The organism is Streptomyces sp. 3214.6, from assembly GCF_900129855.1.
GTDB lineage: Bacteria > Actinomycetota > Actinomycetes > Streptomycetales > Streptomycetaceae > Streptomyces > Streptomyces soliscabiei.
In genome coordinates this window covers 2,251,986-2,267,890 of record NZ_LT670819.1, presented here as the reverse complement: position 1 = coordinate 2,267,890, position 15,905 = coordinate 2,251,986, and the positions used below count along the sequence as shown (strand labels likewise).

Annotated in this window: 11 protein-coding genes; 5 read left to right on the top strand and 6 right to left on the bottom strand. The window is 69.8% G+C overall.

The genetic code is table 11. From position 1 onward, the window contains the following. Positions 1-58: 58 nt before the first annotated feature. The 6 genes from B5557_RS10145 to B5557_RS10120 form a co-directional block, all read right to left on the bottom strand. The gene (locus tag B5557_RS10145) at positions 59-2,935 is read right to left on the bottom strand and encodes a glycoside hydrolase family 2 TIM barrel-domain containing protein (protein WP_079658808.1); all 2,877 of its coding nucleotides are present in this window, start codon (positions 2,933-2,935) and stop codon (positions 59-61) included. 12 nt (positions 2,936-2,947) lie between these two features. Further along, the gene (locus tag B5557_RS10140) at positions 2,948-3,844 is read right to left on the bottom strand and encodes a carbohydrate ABC transporter permease (protein WP_079658807.1); all 897 of its coding nucleotides are present in this window, start codon (positions 3,842-3,844) and stop codon (positions 2,948-2,950) included. Further along, on the bottom strand, positions 3,841-4,806 hold the full coding sequence (locus tag B5557_RS10135) for a carbohydrate ABC transporter permease (RefSeq protein WP_079658806.1): 966 nt from the start codon (positions 4,804-4,806) through the stop codon (positions 3,841-3,843). The genes B5557_RS10140 and B5557_RS10135 overlap by 4 nt, the downstream gene beginning before the upstream one ends. Positions 4,807-4,826: 20 nt before the next feature. Further along, positions 4,827-6,083 carry an ABC transporter substrate-binding protein gene (locus B5557_RS10130; RefSeq protein WP_079658805.1) on the bottom strand — a complete coding sequence of 419 codons (1,257 nt, stop codon included), beginning with the start codon at positions 6,081-6,083 and terminating at the stop codon, positions 4,827-4,829. 398 nt (positions 6,084-6,481) lie between these two features. Beyond that, positions 6,482-7,735 (bottom strand): ROK family protein, encoded by a 1,254-nt coding sequence (locus tag B5557_RS10125; protein ID WP_079658804.1) that lies wholly within the window; start codon positions 7,733-7,735, stop codon positions 6,482-6,484. Positions 7,736-7,887: 152 nt separating this feature from the next. Beyond that, positions 7,888-9,132: an FAD-binding protein gene (locus B5557_RS10120; RefSeq protein ID WP_079658803.1), complete on the bottom strand. Its 1,245-nt coding sequence runs from the start codon at positions 9,130-9,132 to the stop codon at positions 7,888-7,890. A 205-nt stretch (positions 9,133-9,337) separates the two neighbouring features. Here B5557_RS10120 and B5557_RS10115 point away from each other — a divergent pair, with 205 nt between their 5' ends. The 5 genes from B5557_RS10115 to B5557_RS10095 all read left to right on the top strand — a co-directional run bounded on the left by B5557_RS10115 (position 9,338) and on the right by B5557_RS10095 (position 15,898). Continuing rightward, positions 9,338-10,657: a radical SAM protein gene (locus B5557_RS10115; protein ID WP_079658802.1), complete on the top strand. Its 1,320-nt coding sequence runs from the start codon at positions 9,338-9,340 to the stop codon at positions 10,655-10,657. Between the two features lie 246 nt (positions 10,658-10,903). Further along, entirely contained in the window at positions 10,904-12,403 is a 1,500-nt protein-coding gene (locus B5557_RS10110) for a cellulose-binding domain-containing protein (protein ID WP_079658801.1), read from the top strand. A gap of 361 nt (positions 12,404-12,764) precedes the next feature. Beyond that, entirely contained in the window at positions 12,765-13,844 is a 1,080-nt protein-coding gene (gene rsgA, locus B5557_RS10105; protein WP_079664691.1) for a ribosome small subunit-dependent GTPase A, read from the top strand. 102 nt (positions 13,845-13,946) lie between these two features. Further along, positions 13,947-15,392, top strand: coding sequence for a bifunctional transcriptional activator/DNA repair enzyme AdaA (locus tag B5557_RS10100; protein ID WP_079658800.1), 1,446 nt, complete (start codon positions 13,947-13,949; stop codon positions 15,390-15,392). After that, a complete protein-coding gene (locus tag B5557_RS10095) occupies positions 15,389-15,898 on the top strand; it encodes a methylated-DNA--[protein]-cysteine S-methyltransferase (RefSeq protein WP_079658799.1) in 510 nt (169 codons plus the stop codon). Before B5557_RS10100 ends, B5557_RS10095 begins: the two co-directional genes overlap by 4 nt. Positions 15,899-15,905 lie beyond the last annotated feature (7 nt).

The following is a 15,905-nucleotide window of genomic DNA, read 5'->3' as shown; positions in this document are numbered from 1 at the left end:
CAAAAGGTCAATCGATTAATCGATCTATTCGGCCGATCGGTGTCGATCGGCCGGCCGGTCAGCCGGTCGCCGTGAAGACGAACGAGAACTCGGCGGGCGCCGCGTTCAGGAAGTACCGGGGCAGCGGGCCCGGCCCGCAGGACTGGGAGCCGAGACCGTGCTGACCGTGGTCGAGGTTGACCCACACCGTTCCGCCCGGCACGAGGTCGGACCGATGCCGGGCGGCGTCCAGCTGCTCGCTCGTCCAGCGTCGTGCCGTGAACCAGAACTCCGGGTCGCCTTCGACGCGCAGTCCGCCGAGCTCCGCCCAGCGGACGTCGCCGCGGGCACCGTTCTCCTGGGGGCGGACATACGGCGTCTGCATACCGTCGACCGTCGACTGCCAGCGGCCGACCGTCGACGCTGCCCTGCTGTCCGGATACGCCTCGCCGGGGCCGCCGCCGAACCACGTCACCCGGTCGGCCTCGGAGAGCCCGAAGCGGACTCCGAGGCGGGGCAGCGGCACCGTCCAGTCGCCTTCGGGGGCCAGGGATACGGTCAGCTGGACACGGTCGCCGTCCGACGACCATCTGTACACCGTCGCCAGGCCTACCTCCCAGCCGGCCGGCGCCACCCGGGTCCGTACCGTCAGCGCGTCCGGGCCGACCTCGACCGCGTCCAGCCGGTGCCGCATCCGGTGCAGACCCAGCTTGCGCCACAGCACGCCGTGCCGGACGTCCGACTGCCAGGGCGCGCCGTCGTCGTTGTCGGTGGTCGCCCGCCACACGTCCAGACGCAGCCCGGTCACCTCCACCGAGCCGATGGTCCGCAGCTCGCCGGTGCGGGCGTCGAACGAGGCCGGGCCCACGGTGATGAGCCGTTCGCCGACCACCGGCGCGGCGGTCGCGGTGACCGACGGCGATGGGCGTGCCGTGACGGGGACTTGGCCCCACGCCACCACATGCCCTTCGGACGCCCAAGGGGTGTCCTCGGCCAGCAGCGCCCGGACGGTCCAGCCCGTCTCCGCGTCGGCCGGGGTGTCGGCGGGCGGCTGCGGCAGCTTGACGTCGGCCGACTCGCCCGCCGCCAGCGCCGGCACCGTCAGGTCGCCCGACGCGACGGTCTCGCCGTCCACCTGGAACGCCCAGGTGAAGGCCAGGGCCGACAGGTCGGCAAAGTCCTGCTTGTTGGTGACGCGGAAGGTGCCGTCCTCGGACCCGGTGAGGGCGACCGGCTCGATCACCTTCTTGAACTCGACGAGGCCGGGAGACGGAGTGCGATCGGGCAGGACCAGGCCGTCGCAGACGAAGTTTCCGTCGTGCAGTTCCTCGCCGAAGTCCCCGCCGTAGGCGTAACCCAGCTCGGGGTGCTTGATGCCGTGGTCGATCCACTCCCAGACGAACGCGCCCTGGAGCCTGTCGTGCGCCTCGAAGATCCGCTGGTAATCGGCCAGTCCACCGGGACCGTTGCCCATGGCGTGGGCGTACTCGCAGAGGATGAAGGGCAGTTGGCGTCGACGCAGGGCGCCGCCGTCCAGCCCACGGCCTATCCGCTCCACCTCCTCGTGGAAGGCGTACATGCGTGAATAGACGTCCGTGTCACGGCAGTTGAGGTCACCCTCGTAGTGCACGAGGCGTGAGGCGTCGCGGCCGTGGATCCAGTCGGCCATCGCGGTCAGACCGCGCCCGGTGCCGGCCTCGTTGCCGAGGGACCAGATGACCACCGACGGATGGTTCTTGTCCCGTTCGACCATGCGGGCGGCACGGTCGAGGAGGGCAGGCGTCCAACGGTCGTCGTCGACCGGGTTGTCCCGCCAGTCCTGCTCGACGAAGCCGTGGGTCTCCAGGTCGCACTCGTCGATCACCCACAGCCCGTACTCGTCGCACAGGTCGAGGAAGGCCGGGTGGGGCGGGTAGTGCGAGGTGCGCACGGCGTTGACGTTGTGCCGCTTCATCAGCAGCACGTCCTCGCGCATCGTCTCCAGATCGAGGGCGCGGCCCGTTTCCGGGTGCCACTCGTGCCGGTTGACGCCTTTGAAGAGGATCGGCCGGCCGTTGACCTTGATCAGGCCGTCCGCCAGCTCGACCGTACGGAAACCGATGCGCAGCGGAACCCGCTCGCTCTCAGTCACCAGCTCGCCGTCGTACAGCGTGGGCGTCTCCGCCGTCCACGGCTGAACCGGTACCGTGACCGCTTCCCCCGTCGGGACGTCGATGCCCAGCGCGGGGACGGTCACCCGCCCGTCGACGTCGGACTCGACACGCAGGGTGCCCTCGGCCGAGACGTGGTCGTAGGAGGCGTGCACGAAGAAGTCGAGCACGCTGCCCGCCGGGCGGTGCAGCAGCGTGACATCACGGAAGATGCCCGGCAGCCACCACTGATCCTGGTCCTCCAGATACGAGCCCGCCGACCACTGGTGGACCCGGACGGCGAGGACGTTCCCGCTCGGCCTGAGCAGATGCCCGACCGCGAACTCGTGCGCCAGCCGCGAGCCCTTGAACTCGCCGATGTCCGTGCCGTTCAGCCAGATGCGGGCGCAGGACTCGACACCGTCGAAACGGAGAACGAAACCGCCTTCGGAAACATCGGGCCACCCCTCCGGCAGATCGAAGACCCGCAGGTGGTCGCCGGTCGGGTTCTCGGTCGGGACGCGGGGCGGGTCCACCGGGAAGGGGTAGAGGTGGTTGGTGTAGACGGGCGAGCCGAAAGCGCCTTCGCCCTGCAGCACCCAGTGTCCCGGGACCGTGACCTCGGCCCAGTCCCCGGCGTCGTACCCCTCCTCGGCGAACGAGTCGTCCTCGGCGTCGGCCGTCGCCGACACACGAAGTCGCCAACGCCCGTTCAGCGACAGCGACTTCGCGTCCGAGGACGCGTACCAGGCGCGGGGCGGAAGGGCCCCGGCGCCCGGCGAGACGTCCTCTACGTAACTGATGTCAGTGGTGGTGCGGAAAGACATCTGTCTCCTAGCTCAGCCCTTGATGCCGGTCTGTGCGATCCCCTGCACCAGCCAGCGCTGGAGGAAGAGGAACACGAACACCAGGGGCAGGATGGAAAAGGCGGTGGCCATGAAGATCAAATGGAAGATCACGGTCTGGTTGGTCATGTAGTTGGAGAGCGCGACCTGCACGGTCCACGACCCCGGGTCCTGGCCGATGACCAGCGGCCACAGGAAGGAGTTCCAGCCGTTGATGAAGGTGATGGTCGCCATCGCCGCGAAGAAGTTCAGCGAGTTGGGCACCACGATGCGCCAGTACGCACCCCAGTAGCCCAGTCCGTCCACGCGCGCCGCCTCCTCCAGCTCCTTGGGGAACCCCAGGAAGTACTGCCGGAACAGGAAGCAGGTGAAACCACTGAACAGGCCCGGGATGATGAGACCCCGGTAGGTGTCCACCCAGCCGAGCGACGACACCAGCACGAAGCTCGGGACGAAGGTGACCGCCGTCGGCACCATCAGGGTGCCCAGGACGGCGTAGAAGACCTTGTTGGCGTGCTTGTACGGGATACGGGCGAGAGCGTAACCCGCCAGCGAGCACACCAGCAGGACGCCGATGGTGTGCAGGGTGGCCACGACCGCCGAGTTCCACAGGGACTGGCCGAACGGCACCGTCTCGTCGGTGAACAGTTCGCTGATGTTTCCCCACTGGATGTCCGTGGGGAAGAACTTCCAGTTCTCTCCGGTGATCTCGGCGTCGGTGGAGAGGGCGTTGCGCAGCAGGAGATAGAACGGCACCAGGAAGAAGAAGGCGGCGGTCCCGGTGGCGATGTAGAGGCCGGTGGAGCTCATCACGCCGCCACCGCGCCTGGTGCGACGGGGCTTGTCCGTGGACGGAACGGGTTCCTGCACCTCGGGCATCGTGGTGGTCACTTGGACTCATCCCCCCTTCCGAAGCCCAGGAACTTGCCCTGGAGCAGGGTCACGGCGCAGATCAACACGGTCAGGATGACCGCGCCGGCGCTGCCGGAACCGTAGTCCTGACTCTCGCCCAGGGCCTTGTAGTACAGCTCGACGAGGGGCGGACGACCCCAGGTGGTCTTCGACAGGAGGTTGAAGAACTCGTCGAAGGCTTGATACGCCGCGATGAGCAGCAGCAGGATCACCGCGGTGGACGTGGCACGCAGTTGGGGCAACGTGATGTAACGGAAGGTCTGCCAGCCCGGCTTGGCGCCGTCGATGGCGGCGGCCTCGTACAGCTCGCCCGGGATGTTCTGCAGCGCCGCCAGGAAGAGGATCATGTAGAAACCGGACTGCAGCCACAGGCGCGCGGAGACGATGACCACCCAGTACCAGGGCGGGTTGGGGTCGACCAGCCAGGCGATGTTCTCGATCCCGAACCAGCCGAGGACCGTGTTCATCAGGCCGAAGCGGACTCCGCTGAAGATGGACATCTTCCAGATCAGCGAGGCGGCCACGTAGCTGCACGCGGTCGGCAGGAAGAAGACCGAGCGGAAGAAGGCCCGCATGAAGCGCAGCCGGTTCACCAGCAGGGCCAGGCCCAGCGAGAGCGCCCAGGTGGTGGGCACGATGAACGCGGCGAAAGCGGTGAAGGTGCCGAGCGAGCCGACGAAGTCGTCGTTCGTCAGCATGTACTTGTAGTTCTCGAAGCCGACGAACTTGTCGGGTGTGACGGTGAAGCGGGCCTCGAAGAAGCTCAGCCAGAGGCTCCACAGGATCGGCGCGTAGACGAAGATCGCCAGACCGATGAGGAACGGCCCGCAGAAGAGCCAGAAGTTGAAGGTGGGGCTGCCCCGCAGACCCCGCCGCGGTTTGGCCGGTGAGGCCTTTGCCGGGGCGGGGCGCGCGAGGTCGCGCGTCTTGGTCGTCGACATGTCGTGGTCCGTCCCGCGGCCTATCCGAACAGCTTCTTGAGCTCGCGGTTGACAGCCGCGTCGGCCTTGTCGAGCGCGGCCTCCGGGTCCATGTCCTTGCGGACGGAGTTGGCGAAGACGTCCTCGAGCGAGGTGATCATGGCCTGGGTCCAGCCGATGTTGTCGAAGTGGCCGAACTCGTTGAAGAGCCGGACGCCCTCAGCGGCGTTGCCCGACTTGAGCTTGGTGGCGGTCTGCGCGATCGAGGTACGCGGCGGAATGTGGAAGCCGAAGGACGTGGCCCACTCCTCCTGGTACTCCTTCTGGTCGATCCACAGCCACTTGACGTACTCCTTGGCGGCCTCGACGTTCTTGCCCTTGGCGTTCACGAACATCGACCAACCGCCGTTGTACACCGACTGCTTGCCGGAGTCGATGGTCTTCGGGAAGGGGAAGACTCCCCAGTCGTCACCGAGCGCCTTCTGGATCGCCGGCATCGCCCACATGCCGCAGAACTGGATGGCGCACAGGCCCTGGTTGAGCGAGGAGGGGTCCCAGGACGCGGTCGGCGCGCCGAGGAGAAGGTGGCCGCTGGTGAACAGCTTGCGCATCTTCTTGATGCCCTCGATGACACCCGGGGTGTGGTAGGCGATCTCGTTCTTCTCGTTCAGGGTGTCCGCACCGGCCGACCAGATCATCGGGTTGATGACACTGTGCAGGTCGTCGCCCATGTACAGGCCCTTGACCTTGCCGGTGGTGAGCTTGGCGGCGGCCTCCGCCAGCTCGTCCAGCGTGGTCGGCACCTGGACCTTGGCCTTCTCCAGCATCGACTTGCGGTAGAAGAAGAACTGCGGGTCGTCGATCATCCGGACGCCGTAGATCTTGCCGTCGACCGTGTGCGACTTGATGTCAGCCGGGTTGAAGTCGCTCTTGACCGGGTCGATGATGTCGGTCAGGTCCGCCACCTGCCCGCTCTTGATCATCTGGATCTGCGGGTGGAACTCGAAGAGGTCGGGCGCGCTCTTGGTGAGCAGCGTGGCGAAGAGCTTGCTCTCGAAGTCGGCGCTGGTGATCCACTGCGTGGACACGTTGGCCTTGTCGTAGGCCTTCGCGTACTTCTTGATGGCCTGCTCGGTGCCCTGCTCGCCGTACGCGTGGAAGAACTGCGTCAGATCGACGCCCGAACCGGATCCGCCGCTTCTGCCGTTGTTGCTGCCGCACGCGGCGAGCGTGCCGGCCGCCGCCATGCCCGCGGCGGCCCGGAAGAGTGATCGGCGGGACCAGTTGCTGTTGCTCATTGCCGACATGGTGACGTCCTTGTCTCGAGTACGGCTGCGGCTCAACGGCTTCAGCGCCAGATGGCTCGAATGGCGTTGCGGAGCGGGACGTTAACCTTCGGCTAAGGCTTCGGCAAGGGGTTGGACGAAGCCTGTTCGAAGCGTTGTGATCGGTTCGGAATGGCGAACGGTGGGGTGGGAAAGGTGGGTGTGGGGCGGATCCGGAACGGGTAACGCGGCTGGTCCGAAGGGGGGTTGAGGGCCGCCGGTGTCAGGGCCGGCGGCCCTCGGTCAGTGGGTGGTTTTCCCCTACAGCTGCCGTTTTGGCTGTCGCCGGATCACCGCCCGGCCCAGGCGGGCGTGGGCCTCGCCGGGGCAGCCGGAAGGGCCCCCGTGACCGCTTCCGCTGAGGCGGCTGCTCATGCAGAGGGTGCGATACGGCTCCTGGCTCGGGTGGGGACGGTTCGCTTCGCGTTCCGCTGGCCGACGGACTGCAACGCCCCTTCGAGCGCGAACGTCGCCGCACCCAGACAGGCCGGGTCGCTGGGGATCGTGGAGAGGACGATCCGGTTGGCGGCCAGCGGCCGTTTCAGCGCGTGCCGGGCGACGGCCTCGCGGACCTCGTCGAGGAGGGGTTCGCCGAGCCGGGCGGCGACCCAGCTGCTCAGCACGACCACCTCGGGGTTGAGGACATTGACCAGGTTGGCGATGCCGGCGCCGAGGTAACGGGCGGTGTCGCGCACGACCTTGACGGCGATCGGATCGCCCGCGGCGACCCCGGCAGCCAGGGCGTCGACGGTGGCGGTCTGGTCCTCGGGATGCAACAGCGGGCTCTGCGGGCTGAGTTCACGCAGGTTCTGCATGATCCCGGGCGCGCCGACGTAGGTCTCCACGCAGCCGTGGTTGCCGCACCGGCACAGCCGGCCGTCGAGCACGAGCGTCGTGTGCCCCCACTCGCCGGCGCTGTTGCTGACCCCCCGGTGCAGCGCGCCGCCCAGCACCAGTCCGGCGCCGACGCCGGTGCCGAGGTTGACCACCACGGCGTCCCCGTGCCCGCGCGCTGCCCCGAACCACAGTTCGGCGACCGCCCCGGCACGCAGCGGATTGTCCAAGTACAGCGGATACGCGATGTGTTCGGAGAGCAGGTCGAGCAACGGCACGTCGTGCCAGTCCCAGTTGGGCGCGTACTCGGAGATGCCGGTGGCGCGGTCCACCTGCCCCGGCACGCTCACCCCGACGCCGAGCACCCGGGCGGCCTCGACCCCGGCCTGCGCGACCACCGAGCCGGCGGCCGCGGCGACATGGCCGACCACCTGGTGCGGGCGGCTCTCGCCGGGCCGCATGTTCTCCTCGGCGCGCGCCAGCACGTTCAGCGCGAGGTCGAACAGCTCGACATGGACGTACGTTTCCGCGATGTCCACGCCGATCAACGCGCCCCCCGACGCGTTGACGGCCACGAGGCCCCGGGGGCGGCCACCCGCCGAGTCCTCGAACCCGACCTCCGTGATCATGCGGAGGTCGAGCAGTTCGCCGACGAGAGTGGCGACGGTGGCGAGCGAGAGACCGGTCGCGGCCGCGAGCTCCTGCCGGGAGGTGGGTGAGGCGGCGATGATCTGACGCAGCACCTCGTAGCGGTTCGCGGTGCGGATGTCACGTGATGTGCCGCGCTTCATGGAACGTGCCCTCTCATCCCTTCCGTCCCCTTCCGTGCCGGCCGGGCCGGTACGGCGACGGCACCGGCGCCGCGTCAGGTTATGGGGTGCCCCACGGTTCGACAAGGGGTTAGGAAAGGGGCTTTATTAAGTCGGTGGAAGTCAGCCGGAAGTCAGCCTTCCAGGACGTCCCGTACGAAGGCGTTGGTGAACTTCCCGGCCGGATCCAGTACCCGGGCCAGGGCCGTGAAGTCGGCTGCCCGGGCGTACCGGCCGCGCACCACGCCGGCCGGCAGCTGAAACACCTTGCCCCAGTGCGGCCTCGGCTCAAAGGGATCCAGCGCGGTTTCCACCGCCCGCACCACCGGCAGCACGGCCCTCGTGTCCTCGATCCAGGTGAAGTGGAACGCCACGGTGTCCCGGCCGTAGGAGGGGCTCAGCCACTGTTCGTCGGCGGCCACGGTCCGCACCTCGCAGGTCTGCAGCACGGGGGCGACCGTCTGCCGTATCCCGTCGATCGCGTGCAGAGCCTCGACGGCATGTCCGCGCGGCAGCAGATACTCGCTCTGCAACTCGCTTCCGCTGCTCGGAGTGAACTCCGCCCGGAAGTGCGGCAGCCGCTCGTGCCACGGCCCCGGCACCCCGAACTGCTCGGTGCAGTTGATCGCCGGCATACCCGGCACCGGGTGCAACGCCCGGACAGCGGGCGTCGCCCACGGGAAGTCGGCCAGGGGCTCGTCCGTGCGCCGCTTCACCCACACCTGCCGGAAGCCGGGCGCACCCCAGTCGGTGAACAGGCTGACGCTGTACGCCGCCCCCGCCACCGTCTCGAAGTCCAGCCCCTCCAGGGGCAGTTCGGTGAACAGATGCTGCTCGACCTCGTAGCCGGGCTCCAGGTCGAGGACGAGCGCGGTGACCACCCCGAGGGCGCCCAGCGAGGTGACGGCTCCGCCGAAGCGCCGGTCGCCACGCCCGATGACGACGGTGGACCCGTCGGCGGTGACGATCTCCACCTCCCGTACGGCGGCGGCGAGCGGGCCGTTACGGATCCCGGACCCGTGCGTACCGGTCGCGACCGACCCCGCGACCGAGATGTGCGGCAAGGAGGCCATGTTCGCCAGCGCCAGCCCGTGCTCGTGCACCCGGCGCGCCAGTTCCGCGTACCGGACCCCGCCCCCGACCCGTACGGTCCGGGCCGCGGTGTCGACCTCGACCTCTCCGGCCAGGGTGTCCAGTGACAGGAGCACTCCGTCGCCGCCCGGCTCGGCGATCTCGTTGAACGAGTGCCCACTGCCCAGCACCCGCACCCGCTCGCTCTTCGCCACGAGCGAGCGGAGCGCCTCGAGGGAGTCGGGGCGGTGCAGCTCACCGGCGGCGAAGGTGATGTTGCCGGCCCAGTTGGTAACGGTTTCGGTCATGCCGTGATCCTTCCTGAGGAAACGGAAATCGGGAAGCCGCAGCCGCAATTAGGTAGATCCGGTACGTATAACCGATATGCCGGATCCCGACCTTCGACGCCGACGCCGACCCCTTCGGCGCGCGGAGCGGGGCCCCGGTACGACGGCCGGGAGGGCGGGGGCATACCGTGAGGAATTCGTACGCCTGAGCCGGGAGGAGAGACGGATGGGCAGCCGTACCGCGCTGGTCGAGGATCTGATGGAGCGGTTTCCGCATGTTCCGCGGGAGGCCGTCTTCAAGGAAGACCTGCTGCGCGGAGGCGTGGCCTTCGACCCCTCCGCCCTGAGTGACAACGAGTCGGGCGAGGTCAAGCCGAAGTCGTACTTCATCTTCTCGTTCGACCACGGCACGCTGCCCGAGCTCGGCGAGGCCGCGCTGCGCCGCCCGCCGGAGGAGATCATCCTCACCGGTGGACCGTACGACCTGCGGCGGACCGTCGTGTCGGTGCGCGTGAACCCGGCCTCGCCGTACCGTGTCGCGGCTGACGACGACGGCCTGCTCGGGCTCTACCTCGACGGAACGCGCATCGCCGACGTCGGGGTGCCGCCGATGCCGGAGTACTACCGGCACAAGCTCTCCAACGGGAAGTCCGTCATGGAGGTCGCCCCCACCATCCAGTGGGGCTACCTCATCTATCTGACCGTTTTCCGGGTGTGTCAGTACTTCGGCGCCAAGGAGGAGTGCCAGTACTGCGACATCAACCACAACTGGCGCCAGCACAAGGCGGCCGGCCGGCCGTACACGGGCGTCAAGGACGTGGAGGAGGTCCTGGAGGCCCTCGAGATCATCGACCGCTATGACACCCAGAAGACGTCCACCGCCTACACGCTCACCGGCGGCGCGATCACGAAAACGGTTGCCGGGCGCGACGAGGCCGACTTCTACGGCCACTACGCCAAGGCCATCGAGGAGCGCTTCCCGGGCCGCTGGATCGGCAAGGTCGTGGCCCAGGCACTGCCCCGCGACGACGTGCAGCGCTTCAAGGACTACGGGGTGCAGATCTACCACCCCAACTACGAGGTGTGGGACCGCCGGCTGTTCGAGCTGTACTGCCCGGGCAAGGAGCGCTACGTCGGCCGCGACGAGTGGCACAAGCGGATCCTCGACTCGGCGGAGATCTTCGGCGCGCGCAACGTCATCCCCAACTTCGTCGCGGGAGTCGAGATGGCGGAGCCGTTCGGTTTCACCACCGTTGACGAGGCCATCGCCTCCACCACGGAGGGGCTGCGTTTCTTCATGTCGCAGGGCATCACGCCGCGCTTCACCACCTGGTGCCCGGAGCCCACGACCCCGCTCGGCAAGGCCAACCCGCAGGGCGCGCCGCTCGAGTACCACATCCGGTTGCTGGAGGCCTACCGCGCCACCATGGACGAGTTCGGGCTCTCCTCGCCTCCCGGCTACGGCCCGCCCGGACCCGGCCGTGCGGTGTTCTCCGTGAGTTCCTTCATGGACAGTCTTCCGGCGCAGGACGCGGCGACCGTATAGTCCCCGAAATCGGTGTCGAAACTTGGCGCCGGCATTGAGCACACGGCGGTTCGCGTCCGTACAACAGGTCGGAGTAACGGGCGCGGCCGCCCTCTGCTGTCCTGTCCTGGTGTCCTGACATGACATCTGAACAGGGCGCTTGTCAGTTGTGTTGGAAACGTGAAAAGCTCTGCCTCTGCCGCGAGGTTCCCCCCAACTCCATTGCCGTCATGGTGAGTTGACCTCGCTTGTGGATGCAGGAGACCCATGCCCGACCTGCCGACCCCGAAGGACGCCGCCGAGGCCGCGCTGTTCTCCGAGTGCTGGGACGCCGTCCTGTCGTACGCCGACCTGTGCACGTCCGGCTCGACCGCGGCGAACCAGTTGGCCCGTGAGGCGTTCGCGCTGGGCATACGCGAGGCCCGCGCCGCCGAGGACGGGACCGCGCGAGGCGCCGGCCGACGCTCGTCCCGGCTGCCCCGGATCCCCCTGCTGCTGACCGCCGTACGTGCCACGGCGGCCCACTGGGAGGCCCAGGGCCACGGCCACAAACTCGACCCGGACCTGCGCCTGTGGCTGAACTCCGGCAAGGCGGCGCGGTACGTCGGACCGCCCCTGAGCCGTCCCATCGCCCTACGCGGCCTGCGGGACATGCAGGAAGCGGACGCCGCCCTGCTGTGGCTGGCGGAGGTGGAGGCGCTTCCGCTGCACGCCGTGGTCCGCCGGCAGGGCCTGGACCCGACCGCCGCGGTGGAGGAGCTGAACCAGGTCCGCGGCCTGTTCCGGGACCGCTGCCACCGCAACCACCTCGACACGCCGATGGACGCGGAGTGCCGCAGTTACGTCCGGCTCCTGGACGCGGTCACCCGCTCGCCCGCGGCCGACACGCCGCCGGACCTCTCCCGGCACCTCGCCACCTGCGTCGAATGCGCCGAAGCCGCGGCCTGTCTGCGGCTGCACGGCGGCGGGCTGCCCGCGGCGCTCGCCCAGGGCGTCATCGGTTGGGGCGGCCTCGCCTACCTGGAGCGCCGCCGCCGCGCCTCCGAGGTGCGCCTCGGCCCCGGGCGCCCCGAGACACCCGACCCCGAGGGCGCGGCCGTACGGGCCGCTGCCGGCAGGGCGCGCGTGCGGCGCAACGCGCTTCTCGTCGCCGCCGTCCTCGTCTCCGGGCTGGCGCTCGCCGTGTCGATGATGCCCGGCGACAGCGGCGGTGACAGCGTTGCCCAGGGCGGGCCCACGGACAGCAGCCCGGTGGCCGGACCCGGCCCCTCCCTGCCGTCCGCCACGCCCGACACCTCCGCCCCGCCGTCCTCGTCCGCCCCCAAGCCGCCCGCCGGCAGTACGGCGTCGGCGACGGACGGCGACGACACCGGCAGGCCCGACCCGGAGCCCCAGGGCACCTCCTCGGCCACCGCCGGTACCGGCGCGGGCGCCGGGGGGAGTGCGGACAAGGCGGCCTGCGAGGTCCGCTACGACCTCGTCAACCAGTGGCCGGACGGCTTCCAGGCCACCGTCACCGTCACGACCTCCGCCACCCTCGACGACTGGCGGGTGGCCTGGTCCTTCCGCGACGGCCAGCGGGTCGACCAGATGTGGGACGCGAGCCTCGCCCAGAACGGCTCCCGGGTCACCGCGACCGCGGCGGACTACAACCGGTCCGTCGCGGCCAACGGCACCCTCAGCTTCGGCTTCCTCGCCTCCTGGCACGACAAGAACAGCGCCCCGTACGCGTTCGCCCTCAACGGGAAGCCATGCACGGCGTCCTGACGTACCGTCACTGATTCGGGATGGAAAACAGGTGGCACCGGGATGCGGGCCGCATCTAAGGTGAGGATCGCTTCACACGGCAGCCGTCGGCTGCCGTGGTCGGCCGAGTGAGAAACGGGAGGTGTGACCGATGACTGTCTTCGCGAGGGCCGTTGCCCGCAACCAGAAGATCATCCACTCCACCTCCGTGGCCTCCGGCTGACCTTTCTCACGTCGCACACCCCATCGCGAGTGCGCGTGGCCGGGGCCGCCCTGTGAAGGGTTTCCCTTGACTCTCTCTTCTCCTTCTCCCTCACCTTCTCCTTCTTCTCCTTCTTCTCCTTCTTCTCGTCCTTCGGGTTCGTCGCGCCCCCTCACTTCCATCGGCTGGGACGAGGGCTGGGAAGCAGAGTTCGCTCCGCATGCCGAGCAGGGCCTCGTGCCCGGCCGTGTCGTACGGGTCGACCGCGGACTGTGCGACGTCGTCACCCCGACCGGCACGGTCCGCGCCGACACCGAGTTCGTCGTTCCCCGTGACCCGATGAAGGTCGTGTGCACGGGGGACTGGGTCGCCGTCGATCCCGACGGCAGCGACCCCCGGTATGTGCGGACACTCCTGCCCCGCCGAACCGCCTTCGTGCGTTCCACCTCTTCCAAGCGGTCCGAGGGGCAGATCCTCGCGGCCAACGTCGACCACGCCGTCGTCGCGATGTCCCTGGCCGTCGAACTGGACCTCGGTCGAGTCGAGCGGTTCCTGGCCCTGGCCTGGGAGTCCGGCGCGCAGCCCGTCGTCGTGCTCACCAAGGCCGACCTGGTGCCCGACCCGGTCGCGCTCTCCTACTTCGTGAAGGACGTGGAGACCAGTGCGCCCGGCGTGCCCGTGCTCACCGTCCGCGCCCGCGACGGCGAGGGCGTCGAGGAACTCGCCGCACTCCTCGGCCGGGGCACCTCCGTGCTGCTCGGGGCGTCCGGAGCGGGCAAGTCGACGCTCGCGAACGCGCTCGTCGGCGAGGACGTGATGGACGTTCAGGCCACCCGCGACATGGACGGCAAGGGGCGGCACACCACCACCACGCGTAACCTGCTGCCGCTGCCCGGCGGAGGCGTCCTCATCGACACGCCCGGGCTGCGCGGCGTCGGCCTCTGGGACGCGGGCGGCGGGGTGGGCCAGGTCTTCTCGGAGATCGAGGAGTTCGCCCGGGGCTGCCGGTTCCACGACTGCACCCACGAGGTCGAGCCGGGGTGCGCGGTGCGGGCGGCCGTCGACGACGGGGAGCTGCCCCTGCGACGCCTGGAGAGCTATCGCAAGCTCGTCCGGGAGAACCAGTGGATCGTCGCCAAGTCCGACGCCCGCAGGCGTGCCGACGTCCGCCAGGACTGGAAGCGCAAGCAGGCCGAGGGCCGGGCGGCGTGGGAGGCGAAACGCGGGCGGGCGTCATGGCGACCTGCTCCGCCTCGCTGAACCAGCTAGGCGTGCACGTGTCCGGTTACTGGCCTGCGCCGCCGTAACGTCACGTCCGATTTCCGCTAGCACGGTTTCCGTCGTGGGCTAAGACTGGAACCCATGACGGACCAGGAAACCCGCTACGAGGCGGTCCGCAGCAGGGACGCCCGGTTCGACGGCGAGTTCTTCTTCGCCGTCGAGACGACCGGCATCTACTGCAGGCCCAGCTGCCCCGCCGTGACACCGAAACGCCACAACGTGCGTTTCTTCGCGACGGCCGCCGCCGCGCAGGGCTCCGGCTTCCGGGCCTGCCGGCGGTGCCGCCCGGACGCTGTCCCCGGATCGGCCGACTGGAACGTGCGCGCCGACGTCGTAGGCCGCGCCATGCGGCTGATCGGCGACGGCGTCGTCGACCGCGAGGGCGTCACCGGGCTGGCCGACCGACTCGGCTACAGCTCCCGCCAGGTACAGCGCCAGCTCACCGCCGAACTCGGCGCGGGTCCGGTCGCCCTCGCCCGGGCGCAGCGCGCCCACACCGCGCGGGTCCTGCTGCAGACGACCGGCCTGCCGGTCACCGAGATCGCCTTCGCGTCCGGGTTCGCCAGCGTGCGGCAGTTCAACGACACCGTCCGGGCCGTGTACGCGGCCACCCCGACCGAGCTGCGGGCCACCGTCCGCGCGAGTCGCCGCAGCGCCACCCCGTCCGCAGGGATCCCGCTGCGGCTCGCCCACCGCGGCCCGTATCACGCGGGCACCGTGTTCGACCTGCTGGAACGAGAGGCCGTGGCCGGCGTGGAGGAGGTGAGCGGGCCGCTCGGCGCACGCACGTACCGTCGTACGCTGCGGCTGCCCTACGGCACCGGGATCGTCGCCGTGGACGAGCGGCCGGGCGACACCGGCCAGGCCACGGCCGTCCATCCCGGCGGCTGGCTCGACGCCCGGCTGCACCTCACCGACCTGCGCGACCTCACCACCGCCGTCCAGCGGCTGCGGCGGCTGTTCGACCTCGACGCCGACCCGTTCGCCGTGGACGACAGGCTCGGCGCCGATCCACGGCTCGCTCCGCTGGTCGCCGCCCGGCCCGGACTACGCGCGCCGGGGGCCGCCGACCCCGAGGAGTACGCCGTACGGGCGCTGGTGGGGCGGACGGCAGCGGAACGCCTGGTCCGCGCCTACGGCAAGGTCCTCGACGCACCCTGCGGAACCCTCACCCACCTCTTCCCCGAACCGGCCGTCCTGGCCGACGCCGACGCCGACTCCGGAGTCAAACATGAGTCCGGATCCGGGGCCGAGTCCCCGACCGGATCCGATGTCGGCGGGCCCCTCGGCGCTCTCGCCGCCGCCCTCGCGGACGGCACCGTACGCCTCGACCCGGGCATCGACCGGGACGACGCCCAGGAGGCGCTGCTCGCGCTGCCCGGCCTGGACGCCCGTACGGTGGCGGCGATCCGCGCCCGCGCTCTCGGCGATCCCGACGTCGCGCCGCCCGGCGCGGACGTGCCCGACAGCTGGCGCCCCTGGCGCACCTACGCCCTGCACCACCTGCGCGCCGCGGAGGAACGATGAACACCCCGACCGACCTGACGTACTACACCAGCGTGGACAGCCCGCTCGGCCCCCTGCTCCTCACCGCCGACCCGTCCGGCGTGCTGACGTCCCTCTCCGTGCCCGGACAGAAGGGCGGGCGGACGGTCCAGGACGGCTGGCGGCACGACCCCGGGCCGTTCCGCTCCGCCGGGGAACAACTCGCCGCCTACTTCGCCGCCGAACTGAAGGAGTTCCGGCTTCCCCTGCGTGGCGACGGCACCGAGTTCCGTGAGCGGGTGTGGGCCGCCCTCGACTCCGTCCCCTACGGGGCGACCACGACGTACGGCGAGATCGCCGCCCGCGTCGGTGCCTCGCGGATGGCCGTACGAGCGGTCGGCGGAGCGATCGGGGCGAATCCGCTGCTGATCCTGCGGCCCTGCCATCGGGTGATCGGCGCCGACGGCTCGCTGACGGGATACGCGGGCGGACTGGAGCGCAAGGTTCGGCTGCTCACGCTGGAGGGTTCCTTCCCGGCACCGGTCTAGGGCCACC